Below are 14,736 nucleotides of genomic sequence, written 5' to 3' on the forward strand. Positions count from 1 at the left end.
CCCCGTACCCGAAAAGGGTGCCCTCGACCGGCACGGGATTCGCTGTGGATATCGAATCCGCGCAGGTCAAGGGCACCCTTTTCGGGTGGTCGAAGATGCCTTTGGAATCAGAGCTCGGCGCCCGCCTCCAGCGCGCTGATGGGGGTCGCGTCACGACTGACCAAAAACTCCGGCCGGGTCGGGGCCGCGGGCGCATTGCTCACCGCGTTGTACGTGATGAGCAGCAGCGCCCGCCGGTCCGCCGAGAGGTTGTTGGACGAGGAGTGGACGATGCTCGGGTGGAAGGCGTAGTACGAACCGACCGGGCCCTCCACGGAAACGGTCCCGCGTTCCGCCGCGAGGGCCGCCGCCTTCTCCGCCGGGACGGTGTACTCCAGATCGGCGGAGACGTGCTGGCGCCAGTCCCCGGTGGCCTCCTTGGCCGCGACGTCGTCCTCGACGAGGCCGAAGCGGTGGCTTCCGGGGATCACCTGGAGCGGACCGTTGGCGGCGTGCACGTCATCGAGGAAGACCGCGATGTTGACGGCCTTGTCATCGGGCATGCCGTCCTCCTTCTCCCAGAACGCGTAGTCCTGGTGCCAGGGCCAGGCGGCTCCCTCGTACGGCTGCTTGAGGTTGACCTTGAACTGGTAGACGTACACGGGCTCGCCGATGAGGGTCTGCGCCAGGTCGACCATCTCCGGCAGCCTGACCAGCCGCTCGCAGGTGTCGTCGAAGAGGTGGCAGCCGTGAATGGCCCGGACGACGTCCGTACCGCTCTCGTAGACGACCTCGGGGCGGGCCTCCGAGCTGATCTGTTCGACGCTGGCCCGCAGCTTCTTGATGTCGAGCTCGGTGAAGCGCCCCGGGGCCCGGTACCAGCCCTCCGCGTCGTAGCGGGCCTTCACATCGGTCTCGGTGGCGACGGGTGTGCTCGTCATGGTGTTCCTTCCGGTGGAGAACGTACGGCGGTGCGGCGCGTCAGCCCAGGTAGTCCTCGGCGCCGCCGGCGCGCACCGTGTCGAGGGTGAAGCAGTGGAAACCGCCGCCGAACAGCCGGCGGTGCCGGTGGCGCACCGGCACGACCGTGAACTTGTGGTCCTCCAGCGTGCGGATGAGCGTCTTGCAGGCGTCGTTGACCATGACCGTCGACTCGTCGATCGAGAGCAGGTTCAGGTCGATGTACGGGCTCGGCGGGATCGGGTCGCCGTTCTCGTACTGCGGGTAGTCCTCCAGCGCCGGCGTGGGCGCGACGATGACGTCCCACTTGCGCAGCGCCTCGGGGAGGTAGTCCCGGACGCCCTCGGAACGCAGCAGCAGGAGCCCGGGGCGCAGCGCGACGATGACGCTGTCGATGTGGCTCTGCGTGAGCTTGTGCATGCGGTGGACCCGGAAGCGGCCCGCGAGGTGGCGCTCCAGCCAGTCCACGGCGAGCGCGTGGTTCTTGTTGGAGATGTTCACGATCACGTCGCGGCCGAAGCGCAGCGCGTTCGCACCGTCGATCAACATTTCCAGGCCGACGTCGTACGGGGAGGGCTGCGGCTCCAGCGGTACCTCGACGTTGGGCGCGGCCGTGGCCACGTTGCCCGGGTCGAAGGAGTTGTCCGTCATCACCGGCCGCGGCATGGTCGTCCAGCGGGCCCCCTGGAGGAAGTACTCCTGGAAGACCGACGCGAGGAACTTCGTCTCGAAGTACCGGGCACGCAGCATGGGCGGGGTTTCGATGATCTCGTCGCCGAGGATCAGCGTGTTGTCGCGGACGTTGAGCGGCGGCGTGACCGGCGCGGACCAGAAGGGCGTGGAGACGCCGCGGTCGAACTTCTCCGGCGCCATCGGGCGGTGCACGGTGATGCCCAGCGACCGGAGCGTGTCCGCCATGCCCTCCACGTCCTCGACGAGTTCGTCGGCGAGCCGCTGACGGAAGGCGATCCGCTCGGGGGACTCGTCGGTCACGCCGTCCTGCGACACCCGGATGGACGGGTAGTAGCCGCGGGCTCCGGTGAGGTTGTCGCTGATGAACATGTCGAAGGTCAGGTCGCGGACGCGCTGGGCGTAGTTGTCGGCCGATCCGACGATGACCTCCTTGAGCGAGGACCATTCGTCGTAGCTGTTCAGGGCCATGGGTGGAGTACCTCCTGGATGGTTACGGGGTGTTGCCGGGGGCGGAGGCGACGATCGCCTCGACCGGGCAGAGTGCGGCGGCCTCGCGGACGGCCTCGTGCAGGTCCGGTGTCGGCCTGTCGTCCAGCAGGAGGACGGTGCCGTCCTCCTCGTCCTGGTCGAAGACCTCGGGCACGGCGAGGGCGCACTGGCCCGACCCGACGCACGCGCCGGGCTCGATGGTGAGACGCATGGGTGGTGCTCCTTACCAGGTGACGGGCAGCTGGTGGACGCCGTAGACGCTCATGTCCGAGGCCAGCCGCACCTCTTCCGGCGGGACTGCCAGGGAGAGGGTCGGGAAACGCCGGAACAGGGCCGGCAGGGCGGTCCGCATCTCCATGCGGACGAGGTTCTGGCCCAGGCACTGGTGGATCCCGTATCCGAACGCCATGTGACCGGAGGTCTTCCGCGTGAAGTCCAGGCGATCGGGGTCCTCGAACCAGCCGGGATCCCTGTTCGCCGCCGGGATGGACACCGTGACCGATTCGCCGGCCTTCATGAGGTGGCCCTCGAACTCCACGTCCTCCAGCGGGGTGCGCGGCACGCCGAAGTGGAACACGGAGAGGTAGCGCAGCAGTTCCTCGACGGCGTTGTCCGTCAGGGACGGGTCGTCGCGGAACGCGGCCAGCTGCTCGGGGTGGGCGAGCAGGGCCAGCGCGCTCAGGCTCAGCGAACTGGAGGTGGACTCGTGCCCGGCGGTCAGGAGCAGGACCCCGACCCCCGCGATCTCCTCGGCGTCGAGGGTGCCGTCGGCGGCCAGCATGCTCAGCAGCCCGCCGCTCTCGCCGGCCGAGCCGTCGGCGGCAAGGCCGCGCAGGAACGCGTACAGCCGGTCCATGGCCTCGGACGCCTCGGCAGCCGTCGCCTGGAGGCTGAAGAGGATCTCGCTGTTGCGCTGGAACTCGCTCCGCTCGCTGTAGGGCACGCCCAGCAGTTCGCAGATCATCAGGGAGGGCACGGGGAGGGCGAACGCCTCGACGAGGTCGACCGGTCCCCCCTGCGCGGCCATCGCGTCCAGCAGGTCCTCGACGATGCGCTCGATCTGGGGGCGCATCTCCCGCATCCGGCGCGCGGTGAACTTGCCGGCCAGCTGCTGCCGCAGCCGGGTGTGCTCCGGGGCGTCCATGTCGACGAGCCACCCCGGCAGGGCCGCTGCCCCGTAGAACGGGTCGGCGCCGGGCCGCGACACGGGCGCGCGCTTGAACTCCGAGCGCGCGCTGAACCGCTGGTCGGCCAGCAGCTTGCGGGCCAGGGCGTGGCTGGTCACCAGCCATCCGACGTGTCCGTCGGGGTACTTCATCCGGCGGACGGGCTCGTCCTGGCGGTACTTCGCCAGTTCCGCCGGCGGGTCGAACGGGTGGGTCCGCACCGTGGGATGTGCGTCTGTGTGGATCATGTTCCAATCTCCTTGGTCAGGAACGCGGACAAGCGCCGGACTCCCTCGTCGATCTCGCCCGGGTCGAGATAGCTGCACGAGAGCCGTATCTGCTGCTCGCCCCCGCCGCCGACGTAGAAGTGCTCCATCGGGGTCCACAGGACCCCGTACTTCGCCGCGGACACTTCGAGCAGGGCGGCGTCCGCGCGCACCGGCAGGTGGACCCGGATGAAGAACCCGCCCTCCGGCCGGTTCCAGTGCACCCCGGGTCCCACCGCCCCCGTCAGATGGCGGTCCAGGGCCTGCGCGAGGCAGCCGAGGTTGCGCTGGTACAGCTCGGACTTGCGACGGCTCAGAGCGGTCAGCGATCCGCCGTGTTCGAGCAGCATCCCGCCGATCACGGCCTGCGGCAGCGGGGAGGTGTTGACCGTGACCATCGTCTTGAGGGTGGCGAGCTCGGCGGCCAGGGGCAGGGTGCCGCCGCCCGGCGCGGCCACCGGCTGGTCGGCGACGACGTAGCCGATCCTGGCGCCGGGGAAGGCGACCTTGGCGAACGTGCCGATGTGGATCACCCGGCGCGCCGTGTCCAGTGCTTTGAGCAGCGGCAGCCCGTCGTCCGTGCCGGCGGTGAACCCGTAGGCGTTGTCCTCCAGGACCAGGAAGTCCTCGCGCTCCGCCAGCTCCAGCAGCCGGTGGCGGCAGTCGAGGGGCATCCGGCCGCCCCCCGGGTTGGAGAAGTCCGGGGCGACGTACAGGGCGCGGACCGCACGGCCCGCGCGGCGGGCCTCCCGGCAGGACCGTTCGAGCCCGTCGAGGTCGAGGCCCCGGGGGGTCTCGGCGACCGGTACGACATCGACGTCGAGCAGCCGGGCCGCACCGGTGATGCCCACGAAGCACGGGTCGGCCACGGCCAGGACGTCCTGCGCGGAGCCGAACAGCGCCCGCAGGACGAGGAGCATCCCCTCCTGCGCGCCGACGGTGACGACGAGGTCGTCGGGCGAGGTGTCGAGTGCGTGGTCGCGGCGCAGCGCGTCACTGATGATGTCGTTGATGAGGCCTCGGCTGGGCCCGTACTCGAAGAGCGTGCGGCGGGCCCGCTCGGGGCTCGCCCCGAGCTCCACCAGGTGGTCGAGGAAGCGGTCGGTGTAGTGCTGGAGGTCGGGGTCGGGCAGGGTCTCGGGATGGGGCGCGCCCGGTGCGAACGAGATCGCGTCCGGGAACCGGCCCATGACCTCGTTGAGGAAGCCGATCGATCCGAGTACGGGGGCCCGGAGCGAGGAGTGCAGCCGCGACGGGTTGAGGAGGACCACGGCCGGTCACCCGCGCCGGGACTGTGACTGCTGCCAGCGCCGCTCGACCTTGGCGAGGACGTCGTCGCTGTACGAGCGGCCTGCCTGGACCAGCGCGAACTCGGCCAGGTAGGTGCGGTACGAGTCCAGCGGCTCCTCGGTGAGTGCGAGCATCCGCCGGTTGGCCGCCACGGCGGGCGCGCCGAGTTCCGCGACGGCGCGCTCGACGGCGTCCGCCATGTCGCCGGCCGCCACCACCTCGTCGCAGACCAGCCGGGCGTCGGGGTCGCCCGCGTCGATCCTGCGGCCGCCGAGTATCACCTGGCGGGCTACGCGTGCCCCGGTCAGCCGGCCCAGCCGCAGGTTGCCGAGTCCGGGCACGATGCCCTCCTCGGCGGCGGGCAGGCTGAAGTACGCGCCCTCCTCGGCGATCACCCGGTCGAGCACGAGCAGCAGCTGCATGCCCCCGCCGATGGCGAAGGAGTCGACGGCCCCCACCCAGGGCTTCTGGACGGTGCGGTCGGCCCAGGCGGTGTGCTCGGGCGCGGTCAGTAGGCCGCGGTAGATCTTGTTCAGGTAGCCGAGCTCCCGGCCGAGCAGGAACTCGACGAACGAGATGTCCCCGTTGCGCAGGTCCTTGAGGTTGATGCCGGCGCTGAACACCCGGCGCCCCGCGTAGCGGGGGTGGTTCACCTCGTCCCCGCGGAGCACCCCCACGCGGATCCGGTCGTCGAGCAGGACCAGGTCGACCGCCGTCTCCAGGTCGGCGATCAGCCGGTTGTCCTCGGCGTTCAGGGTGTGCGCGTTGCGGAACGTCACGTGGGCGGCGTGGCCGCGGCGTTCGACGAGCACCGTGTCCAGCTCGATCCGGTCCGCGGCCCGGAACGCCCCGAGCAGCTGCCGGGCGCGGGGGGTGGGTGCAAGCATGGCGTCGATGAGGTGCCGGCCGGCGGTGGGGGAGTGCAGGACAGCCGAGCAGAAGATGCCCTGGTCGATCTCGCGCCCCTCCTTGTCCGCCTGGACGAGCGCCGCCTCGGCGGCCATCTGCTCCCGGCCGGGGGTCAGCCCCGGGAAGCGTTCGGCGGCGGCGCTCACCAGGTCGGGCAGCCGGACCAGACGGGTCCGGCCGTCGGTGAGCTCGTCGTACACGGCCTCGGCGTGCCGTGCCAGGAAGGCCCGGCGGGCTGCCCGGCAGGCGGCGAACACGCCGTCGGCGAAGCGTTGTTGGGCGGGCCCGCGGTCCGGCTTGGCCGGTAGCACGCCCAGCTGGTCCTCGCCCGCCGCAGTGAAGGCGGCCAGCAGATCGGCATCGCCGGCCAGGCTGCCGCCGAAGAAGGGCGGGTCAGGTGTCCAGAACGGGGCGTCCAGCGCGGCGGCACTCATGACGCGGCCTTCACGGCCTGGTCCGCGCGGGCGGCCGCCGCCGTGTGCAGGCGGCGCAGCTCCCGGTCGCAGGCGGCGAGGTGGATGCCGAGGGCCTCGTCGTAGTCGGCCGTCGCGGCCTCGGAGATCAGCTGGCGGCGCAGCGCCGTCTCCCGGTCCGCGAGGTGGCCGGTCAGCGCGGTCGCCGCGCGGACGGCCTCCTCGACGCCGTCACCGCTGCGATCGACGATGCCGAGTTCGAGGGCGCCCGCGAGGGTGATGTCGGCGCCCCACATGACGAGCTGGCGGGCCCGCCGGACCCCGAGGAGCTGAACCAGGCGGTAGAGGGCCATGCCGGGCCAGAAGTGCCCGTCGTTGACCGGCAGGTTGACCACCAGTCCGGGCACGCCGACGCGGAAGTCCACGGCCAGCAGGAGGTCCAGGGCCGGTCCGGCGCAGACGCCCTCAGCGACGACGACGGTGGCGGCGTCGAGCCGCTCCAGCCGGCGGACGGCGCGCTCCCAGCGGTTGACGGCGGAGACGCCGATCTCGCCGGGCCAGGGGGAGTCGCCCGAGGAGGAAGCGAGGTGCAGGACCACGGCGGTCTTGCCCGCCGCCTTCTCGGTCTCGTCGCAGAGGGTGTTGACGGTCGCCGTCAGCTCGGCGAGGGGGCGCGCCGGATCGATCTCTACGCGGTTGATGTTCATTGGGACAGTTATTCCTTCCATTACCAGGAGACCAGGGCCATTTCGATGGTCGATCCCGGCCCCATGGTCATAAACACTCCGTATTCGCCGGGTGCGGTCACACCTTCGGCGCGCAGACGCTCGTAAGAGAAAAGGAACGACCCGCTGGAGATGTTTCCGTGGTCTCGCAGCACACCGGTGGTGTGCCTGACGTCGTGACGGCTCAGACCGAGGTTCGCCCGGACCGAATCGATCACCTTCTTCCCACCCGAGTGGATCACCCAGTGGGAGATGTCGGAACGGCTCAGGCCCGTTCCCTCCAGCAGTCGCCCGAGGGCGATCTCGGAATGCGCGCCGACCACGTAGGGGACTTCCGGGTCGAGGTAGAAGCTGAATTTCCCCTGTGCGTCGTCCCAGTCGTAGCGCATGGCGTCGACCGCGTCGGGAATGATGCAGCTGGAGAACTTCAGGAGGCCCGGGCCGAGTGCGCCCGCCGCCTCGCCGGCGGGGCGGCGGGCGGCGGACCAGCCGGAGTCGGCGGACACCGCGGGTTCGGCGGGTACGGCCGGCTCCGCGGGCGAGATGACCGCGAGGGCGGCGGACCCGTCGCCGAAGAGGCTGTTGACCACGGACGAACGCATCGTCCCGTCGAACACGTAGGCCGCCGAGCACGCCTCGATGCAGACCATCAGCGCGAGCTCGCCGGGGTGCGCGTTCGCCCAGCCCGCCACCGCGGTCAGTGCGTTGAGGCCCGCGTTGCAGCCCATGCCCACGACGTCGAGCCGCGAGCAGTGGACATCGATCCCCAGCTCCTTGATGAGGAGCGCGGAGAAGCCTGTCCACCGTGCTCGCGCTGCCCAGTCTCACCACCGTCGGAGAAGGCGCGTTCCTCGCCGACGACACCCTGACCGCGCCCTACGAACTGGGCGGCGGCTGGATGCGTATCGGACACTCCGAGATCGGCCGCAGGGCGTTCCTCGGCAATTCGGGCATGACCGCCCCGGGCCGTACGGTGCCGGAAGGCGGCCTGGTCGGCGTGCTCTCGGCGACCCCGAAGAAGGCCAAGAAGGGCAGCTCGTACCTGGGGCTGCCGCCGGTCCGGCTGCCGCGGTCCGCCGAGTCCGCCGACCAGAGCCGCACCTACGACCCGCCCGCGCGGCTGCTGTGGGCGCGGGGCCTGGTGGAGCTGTGCCGGCTCGTCCCGGTGTTCTGTTCGGCCGCGCTGGCCGTCCTGACCGTGGCCGCGCTCTGCGCGCTGGGCACGAGCCGCGGCGGCCCGGGCGTCTGGGGTACTGCGCTGCTGTCCGGAGCGGTGCTGCTCGCCGCCGGTGCGGCCGCGTGCGTGGTCTCGGTGGCCGCGAAGTGGCTGCTGGTGGGCCGGCACCGGGCGGGGGAGCACCCGCTGTGGAGCGGCTTCGTGTGGCGCAACGAGCTGGCCGACACCTTCGTCGAGGTACTGGCCGTGCCGTGGCTGGCCGGATCCGTACCCGGTACGCCGCTGCTGACCCTGTGGCTGCGCGCGCTCGGGGGCCGCATCGGCCGGGGCGTGTGGTGCGAGAGCTACTGGCTGCCGGAAACGGACCTGGTGGTACTGGGCGACGCGGTCAGCGTGAACCGCGGCTGCGTGTTGCAGACGCACCTCTTCCACGACCGGATCTTGAGGACGGATACTGTGGTCCTCCGCGAGGGCGCCACCCTGGGCCCGGGCGGCATCGTCCTGCCCGGAAGCACGGTCGGGGCCCACAGCACGCTGGGGCCCGCGTCTCTCGTGATGGCCGGGGAATCCGTCCCCGCCGACACCCGTTGGCTGGGCAACCCGATCGAGGCATGGCGGACCTGACAGGGCCCGAGCACAGCGCAGGGAGCGGAAGCGGCAAAATGAACGGCCAGAAGACAGCGGTATCGGACCCGTACTTTCCGGCCAACGGCGACTCCCGTTACCGCGTGCACCGGTACGAACTCGCTCTGGAGTACCGGCCCGGCCCCAACCGGCTGGCCGGCACCGCCCGACTGAGTGCGATCGCCGGGCGGGCGCCGCTCACCGAGTTCCAGCTGAACCTGGCCGAGTTCCGGATAGGTCGGGTCATGGTGAACGGCCGGGCCCCGCAGTACACCCACCGGGGCGGCAGGCTCCGGATCCGGCCGGCCAAGCCGCTGCCCGCCGGCGCCGCCTTCACCGTGGAGGTGCACTGGGCGGGCAACCCCAAGCCGGTCCGCAGCCCCTGGGGCGGCCTCGGCTGGGAGGAACTGGCCGACGGCGCACTGGTGGCCAGCCAGCCGGTCGGCGCACCCTCCTGGTACCCCTGCAACGACCGGCCCGCCGACAAGGCCTCGTACCAGATCTCGGTCAACACCCCGTCCGCCTACACGGTGGTGGCCGGCGGCCGGCTCCTCACGCGGACGACCAAGGCCAGCACGACCACCTGGGTGTACGAGCAGCCCGCACCGACCTCCAGCTACCTGGTCGGCCTGTCCATCGGCGTGTACCAGACGGTGCTGCTCGGCGACCCCGGGCTCGGCGGCGTTCCGCAGAGCGCCTACGTACCGGCGCACCTGCTGCCGCGGTTCTCCCGCGACTTCGCCCGGCAGCCCGCCATGATGCAGCTCTTCGAAGAGCTGTTCGGGCCCTACCCCTTCGCCGAGTACGCGGTGGTCGTCACCGAAGAGGAACTCGACGTCCCGGTGGAGGCCCAGGGCCTGTCCCTGTTCGGCGCCAACCACGTCGACGGCGCACGGGGCTCGGAACGCCTCGTCGCGCACGAGCTCGCCCACCAGTGGTTCGGCAACAGCGTGACCATCGCCGACTGGCGGCACATCTGGCTGAACGAGGGCTTCGCGAAGTACGCCGAATGGCTGTGGTCGGAGCGCTCCGGCGGCCGTACGGCGCACGCGCAGGCGGCGGCCGCACACCGGTTGCTGACCTCGCAGCCACAGGATCTGCGACTGGTCGACCCGGGCCGCAAACTGATGTTCGACGACCGCCTGTACCAGCGCGGCGGGCTCGCGCTGCACGCGGTCCGCTGCGCCCTGGGCGAGGAGGCGTTCTTCCGCATGCTCCGCGACTGGGCCACCGTGCACCGCCACGGCGTGGTGAGCACCGCCGGCTTCACCACCCATGTGGCCCGGTACGCGGCCGATCCGGTCGACGACCTGTTCTCGGCCTGGCTGTACGGGGCGTCCCTGCCGCCGCTGCCCTCGCCGCCGCCGGCCGTACGACCGTCGGCGCCGGCGAAGCCCGGGTACCCGCCGACGAACGGCCGGCCGGCGGGCCGGTCCTCCGCCTGAGGCCCGGACGACGGGCCCCGGACGACGGGCCCCTTACGGCGGGGACGGCCGGTAGGGACGGAAGAAGGCACGGAGCTCCTCCGCGTACAGCTCGGGCTCCTCGAACGGTGCGAAGTGGCCGCCGCGCGGGGGCTCGGTCACGCGCACGACGTTCGCCGTGCGTTCCAGCCAGGCGCGCGGCGGGCGGACGACGTCGCCGTGGAAGAGCGAGAAGCCGGACGGCACCTCGACCCGGCGGGCGTGTTGTGCGGGCGGGATCGCGGCGTTCGCCCGGTACATGCGCATCGACGAGCCGATCGTCCGCGTGAGCCAGTACAGCGTGACGTTCGTGAGGATCTCGTCCTTCGTGAAGCGCCGTTCGATGTCGCCGTCGCAGTCGCTCCACGCCCGGAGCTTCTCGACGATCCACGCGGCGAGCCCGGCCGGCGAGTCGGTGAGGCCGAAGGCGGCCGTCTGGGGCTTCGTCCGCTGCACGGCGGCGTACGCGCCCTCGGCCGCACCCCATGCGGCGGCCTCCGCGAGCCAGGTGCGCTCCTCGGGTGCGAGGTCCGCCGGGTCGCCGGTGTAGAGCGGCAGGCCCGCGTCGGTGCGGTGGACGGCCACGACCCGGTCGGCGTGGTCGAGGCCGAGGTAGCGGCTGACGTGGCTGCCGAGGTCCCCGCCCGCCGCGCCGAACCGCTCGTAGCCGAGGACCCCCATGAGCTCGGCCCACAGCCCGGCGACGGCGATGGTGTCGAGGGGCGGGCCCGTGGGGCGGTCGGAGTATCCGTAGCCCGGCAGGTCGGGGACGACCACGTCGAACGCGTCGGCGGGATCGGCGCCGTGCGCACCGGGGTCGGTGAGGAGCGGGATCACCTTGGAGTAGCGCCAGAACGAGTCCGGCCAGCCGTGGCTGAGGACCAGCGGCAGGACGGTCCCGGCCGGCGTCGCGGCCCGGGCGTGCACGAAGTGGACCCTCAGCCCGGATCCGCCGTCGAGCGGCACCCGGAAGTGCGGGAGCCGGGCGAGCGCCGCCTCCTGCGCCGGCCAGTCGAAGCCGTCCGCCCAGTAGGCGACGAGCTCGCGCAGATAGTCAAGGTCGGTCCCGAGCGACCAGCCGGCGTCCTCGGGCGTGTCCGGCCACCGCGTCGCACGCAGCCGCGCGCGCAGGTCCCGTAGCTCCGCGGGGGCGGTCTGCGGGGTGAACGGCTCGGGGCGGGGAGGGGCGTCCGGCATGGAACGCATCCTAGGCCGTGGGGTTCGATCGGGGCCGGGTGCCGGCAGCGGGTCGCCGGGATTCAGCAGCGGGTCAACGGGCCGCTCTGGCGGGTCAGGTTGTCGTTCGACATCCATCCGGATGCGGCCGCGTCGGCGGCGCGGACGTAGGTCCACTTGTTGCCGTACGCATTGACGACATAGCACTGGTACTGGAGTTTCGTACCGGACTTGGCCATGGCCACGGCGGGGCACGACTGGTAGGGCCCGGTCGTGAGGTGGTAGCTGCCCGCCATGAAGCCGTAGGTTCCGGCGTTGCGGTCCTCGTGGTTCCAGCCGGTGCAACTCGTCGAGACGGGACCGGGTTCGGCCGTCGGCGATGTCGACGCCTGTGGGGCCGGGCCGCCGCTCTTGCCGCTCGGGGCCGGCTTGGGCGTGGCTGCGGGCGACTTGCCGGGCTTGCCGGCGTCCTTCCCCGGCTTCGGCGGCTTGGCGTCCTGCGGGAGGGAAGGCCTGCGGGTGGTCTGGGCCTGCCCGCCGCCCTTGCCTCCGTGCTTGCCCACGACGGCGTACGTGACGCCGCCCCCGACGAGTACGACGGCGACCGCCGCCGCGATGACGATGCGCCCGCGGGCCGCTCTTCCCGTGCCGGCGGCCTGGGGCGCGATGCGCGGGCCGGGCTGCGCGGCGGTCTCCGGCCGGCCGGGGTGGGGCGGCTGCGGGGAAGGCTGCGGGTGCGCGACCGGCGCGGCGCCGTAGCCGGGCGCGGGTACCGGGGCACCCGCGGGCACGGCCGATCCGCCCGCCGGCGGGGGCGTCGTCGGTGGGGTGGCTGCGGACTGCGGTACCGGCGCGGCGGCCGCGGGCGCGGTCCTGCCGTCGGCCACCGCTTGCAGCATCTCGCGCGCCTGGCCGGCGGTGGGCCTGCTCCCCGGCTCTTTCGCCATCAGCGCGTGCAGTACGGGCGTGAGTGCGCCGGCCCGGAGGGGCTGCGGCAGCGGCTCGGTGACGATCGCCGACAGCGTGGACCAGGCGGACGTACGGCGGAACGGTGACGTGCCCTCCACCGCGGAGTAGAGCGTCATGCCGAGCGACCAGATGTCCGACGCGGGGCCGGGCTCCCTGCCCTGGGCGCGCTCCGGCGGGAGGTAGTCCAGGGAGCCGATGATGTCGCCGCTGCGGGTCAGCTTGGTCATGTCCTCGTCACCCGAGGGCTCCAGGGTGGCGATGCCGAAGTCGGTGAGCACGACCCGTCCGTCCCGCTCCAGCAGCACGTTCGCCGGTTTGACGTCGCGGTGCAGGACCCCGGCGCGGTGTGCGGCGTCCAGCGCGTCCATCAGCCGGGCGCCGATCGCGGCGGCCTCGCGCGGCCCGAGCGGGCCGCGCTCGTCCAGTACGTCGTCGAGGGAGGGACCGTCGACGAGTTCCATCACGATGACCGGCAGGCCCTCTTCCTCGGTCACGTCGTGCACGGTGACCACGCCGGCGTGCCGGATGCGGGCGGCGGCCTGCGCTTCGCGCTGCATGCGGGTGCGCAGATCTGCCAGTTCGGCCGCGGAGGCATCGGTGTAGGCCCGCATGACCTTCACGGCGACTTCCCGGCCGAGCAGTTCATCGACCGCGCGGGCGACGACCCCCATGCCACCGCGTCCGATCATCGCGGTCACCCGGTACCGCCCGCCTAGCAACCTGTCGACCAGCTCCGCGCCGTACGCCTCCCCCGCCGTCACCACACGCTCCTTCCACAGCCGTTCGCCCACCCGCGTACCGAGAAGCCCCCAGCGTATGGCAGGGGCGTTCGAGCAAGCGCGTGTCCGGGACGGCGAGTTGCAGCGGGGCGGGGCGGACGGCCCCCGGGCGGTCCGCACGTCGTCGCGTGCCGGACCGCCCCGGGCGGCTGCCCACCGGTCAGTCGGTGCCGAACTCCATCGCGGCGCGGTCCAGCAGCTCGTCGTCTCCGGAGACCTCGCCGCGGGAGGCGATGGCCTCGGCGCCGCCCTCCGGCATCGCGCCGATCAGGCCGGTCGCCGCCGCCTGGGCTGCGCCGATCAGCTCGGGGTGGGCGGTGCCGACGATGCCGAGGCCCGCGTACTGCTCAAGCCGGGCGCGCGAGTCGGCGATGTCGAGGTTGCGCATGGTGAGCTGGCCGATCCGGTCGACCGGGCCGAACGCGGAGTCCTCGGTGCGCTCCATCGACAGCTTGTCCGGGTGGTAGCTGAAGGCCGGGCCGGTGGTGTTGAGGATCGAGTAGTCCTCGCCGCGCCGCAGCCGCAGGGTGACCTCGCCGGTGACCGCCGAGCCGACCCAGCGCTGCAGCGACTCGCGGACCATGAGGGCCTGCGGGTCCAGCCAGCGGCCCTCGTACATCAGTCGGCCGAGGCGCCGTCCCTCGTTGTGGTAGTGCGCGAGGGTGTCCTCGTTGTGGATCGCGTTGACCAGGCGCTCGTAGGCGGCGTGCAGCAGCGCCATGCCGGGCGCCTCGTAGATGCCGCGGCTCTTCGCCTCGATGATCCGGTTCTCGATCTGGTCCGACATGCCCATGCCGTGGCGGCCGCCGATGGCGTTCGCCTCCATGACCAGGTCGACCGCGGAGTGGAACTGCTTCCCGTTGATCGTGACGGGGCGGCCCTGGTCGAAGCCGATCGTGACGTCCTCGGTGGCGATCTCGACGGACGGGTCCCAGAACCGCACGCCCATGATCGGCTCCACCGTCTCCACGCCGGTGTCGAGGTGCTCCAGCGTCTTGGCCTCGTGGGTGGCGCCCCAGATGTTGGCGTCGGTGGAGTACGCCTTCTCGGCGCTGTCGCGGTACGGCAGCCCGTGGGCGACCAGCCACTCCGACATCTCCTTGCGCCCGCCCAGCTCGGTGACGAAGTCGGCGTCGAGCCACGGCTTGTAGATGCGCAGGTGGGGGTTGGCGAGCAGGCCGTAGCGGTAGAACCGCTCGATGTCGTTGCCCTTGAAGGTCGAGCCGTCGCCCCAGATCTGTACGTCGTCCTCAAGCATCGCCCGGACCAGCAGGGTGCCGGTGACGGCGCGGCCGAGCGGGGTGGTGTTGAAGTAGGCACGGCCGCCCGAGCGGATGTGGAACGCGCCGCAGGCGAGTGCGGCCAGGCCCTCCTCGACCAGCGCCGCCCGGCAGTCGACCAGGCGCGCGATCTCGGCACCGTAGGCCTTGGCACGGCCGGGCACCGACGCGATGTCGGGCTCGTCGTACTGGCCGATGTCGGCGGTGTAGGTGCAGGGGACGGCACCCTTGTCGCGCATCCACGCGACCGCGACGGAGGTGTCGAGGCCGCCCGAGAAGGCGATGCCGACGCGCTCGCCGGCAGGAAGGGAGGTGAGAACCTTAGACATGGGAAGAGTATGCACTTAAACGCATGTCTATGCAAACCCGGGCCGGGTG

General features: G+C 71.9%; 11 protein-coding genes and 2 pseudogenes. 2 read left to right on the plus strand and 11 right to left on the minus strand.

Annotated elements, in window-relative coordinates:
• Window positions 1-107 precede the first annotated feature (107 nt).
• The 8 genes and pseudogenes from OG974_RS06230 to dpgA all read right to left on the minus strand — a co-directional run.
• The gene (locus tag OG974_RS06230; RefSeq protein ID WP_327279925.1) at window positions 108-920 is read right to left on the minus strand and encodes a phytanoyl-CoA dioxygenase family protein; all 813 of its coding nucleotides are present in this window, start codon (window positions 918-920) and stop codon (window positions 108-110) included.
• A 40-nt stretch (window positions 921-960) separates the two neighbouring features.
• Window positions 961-2,100, minus strand: a complete 1,140-nt coding sequence (locus OG974_RS06235) for a glycine amidinotransferase (protein ID WP_327279926.1) — start codon at window positions 2,098-2,100, stop codon at window positions 961-963.
• 22 nt (window positions 2,101-2,122) lie between these two features.
• Window positions 2,123-2,332, minus strand: coding sequence for a ferredoxin (locus OG974_RS06240; RefSeq protein ID WP_327279927.1), 210 nt, complete (start codon window positions 2,330-2,332; stop codon window positions 2,123-2,125).
• Window positions 2,333-2,344: 12 nt separating this feature from the next.
• Window positions 2,345-3,535, minus strand: coding sequence for a cytochrome P450 (locus OG974_RS06245; protein ID WP_327279928.1), 1,191 nt, complete (start codon window positions 3,533-3,535; stop codon window positions 2,345-2,347).
• Window positions 3,532-4,824, minus strand: coding sequence for a PLP-dependent aminotransferase family protein (locus OG974_RS06250; RefSeq protein WP_327279929.1), 1,293 nt, complete (start codon window positions 4,822-4,824; stop codon window positions 3,532-3,534). The genes OG974_RS06245 and OG974_RS06250 overlap by 4 nt, the downstream gene beginning before the upstream one ends.
• Window positions 4,825-4,830: 6 nt before the next feature.
• On the minus strand, window positions 4,831-6,186 hold the full coding sequence (gene dpgC / locus OG974_RS06255) for a (3,5-dihydroxyphenyl)acetyl-CoA 1,2-dioxygenase DpgC (RefSeq protein WP_327279930.1): 1,356 nt from the start codon (window positions 6,184-6,186) through the stop codon (window positions 4,831-4,833).
• A complete protein-coding gene (dpgB, locus tag OG974_RS06260) occupies window positions 6,183-6,872 on the minus strand; it encodes an enoyl-CoA-hydratase DpgB (protein ID WP_327279931.1) in 690 nt (229 codons plus the stop codon). The genes dpgC and dpgB overlap by 4 nt, the downstream gene beginning before the upstream one ends.
• A 20-nt stretch (window positions 6,873-6,892) precedes the next feature.
• Window positions 6,893-7,687, minus strand: a pseudogene (gene dpgA / locus OG974_RS06265) (3,5-dihydroxyphenylacetyl-CoA synthase DpgA); the annotation flags it as partial.
• Between dpgA and OG974_RS06270 the strand changes: the two are divergent.
• Both OG974_RS06270 and OG974_RS06275 read left to right on the plus strand, forming a co-directional pair.
• Window positions 7,687-8,691, plus strand: a pseudogene (locus OG974_RS06270) (Pls/PosA family non-ribosomal peptide synthetase); the annotation flags it as partial. The pseudogenes dpgA and OG974_RS06270 sit on opposite strands and share 1 nt — an antisense overlap.
• Window positions 8,692-8,729: 38 nt before the next feature.
• Window positions 8,730-10,136, plus strand: coding sequence for a M1 family metallopeptidase (locus OG974_RS06275; protein WP_327281630.1), 1,407 nt, complete (start codon window positions 8,730-8,732; stop codon window positions 10,134-10,136).
• A gap of 33 nt (window positions 10,137-10,169) precedes the next feature.
• Here the strand turns inward: OG974_RS06275 and OG974_RS06280 are convergent, their stop codons facing one another.
• The 3 genes from OG974_RS06280 to argG form a co-directional block, all read right to left on the minus strand.
• Entirely contained in the window at window positions 10,170-11,351 is a 1,182-nt protein-coding gene (locus OG974_RS06280) for an epoxide hydrolase family protein (protein WP_327281631.1), read from the minus strand.
• 62 nt (window positions 11,352-11,413) lie between these two features.
• Entirely contained in the window at window positions 11,414-13,060 is a 1,647-nt protein-coding gene (locus OG974_RS06285) for a protein kinase (protein WP_328761537.1), read from the minus strand.
• A 178-nt stretch (window positions 13,061-13,238) separates the two neighbouring features.
• Entirely contained in the window at window positions 13,239-14,687 is a 1,449-nt protein-coding gene (argG, locus tag OG974_RS06290) for an argininosuccinate synthase (RefSeq protein WP_327281632.1), read from the minus strand.
• Window positions 14,688-14,736: the final 49 nt, after the last annotated feature.

Origin of the sequence: Streptomyces sp. NBC_00597, from assembly GCF_041431095.1 — a bacterium.
Classification (GTDB): Bacteria; Actinomycetota; Actinomycetes; order Streptomycetales; family Streptomycetaceae; genus Streptomyces.

Coding starts and splice junctions, on each gene's coding strand:
- OG974_RS06230 (WP_327279925.1), bottom strand. CDS start 920: ATGACGAGCACACCCGTCGCCACCGAGACCGATGTGAAGGCCCGCTAC.
- OG974_RS06235 (WP_327279926.1), bottom strand. CDS start 2,100: ATGGCCCTGAACAGCTACGACGAATGGTCCTCGCTCAAGGAGGTCATC.
- OG974_RS06240 (WP_327279927.1), bottom strand. CDS start 2,332: ATGCGTCTCACCATCGAGCCCGGCGCGTGCGTCGGGTCGGGCCAGTGC.
- OG974_RS06245 (WP_327279928.1), bottom strand. CDS start 3,535: ATGATCCACACAGACGCACATCCCACGGTGCGGACCCACCCGTTCGAC.
- dpgC (WP_327279930.1), bottom strand. CDS start 6,186: ATGAGTGCCGCCGCGCTGGACGCCCCGTTCTGGACACCTGACCCGCCC.
- dpgB (WP_327279931.1), bottom strand. CDS start 6,872: ATGAACATCAACCGCGTAGAGATCGATCCGGCGCGCCCCCTCGCCGAG.
- OG974_RS06275 (WP_327281630.1), top strand. CDS start 8,730: ATGAACGGCCAGAAGACAGCGGTATCGGACCCGTACTTTCCGGCCAAC.
- OG974_RS06280 (WP_327281631.1), bottom strand. CDS start 11,351: ATGCCGGACGCCCCTCCCCGCCCCGAGCCGTTCACCCCGCAGACCGCC.
- argG (WP_327281632.1), bottom strand. CDS start 14,687: ATGTCTAAGGTTCTCACCTCCCTTCCTGCCGGCGAGCGCGTCGGCATC.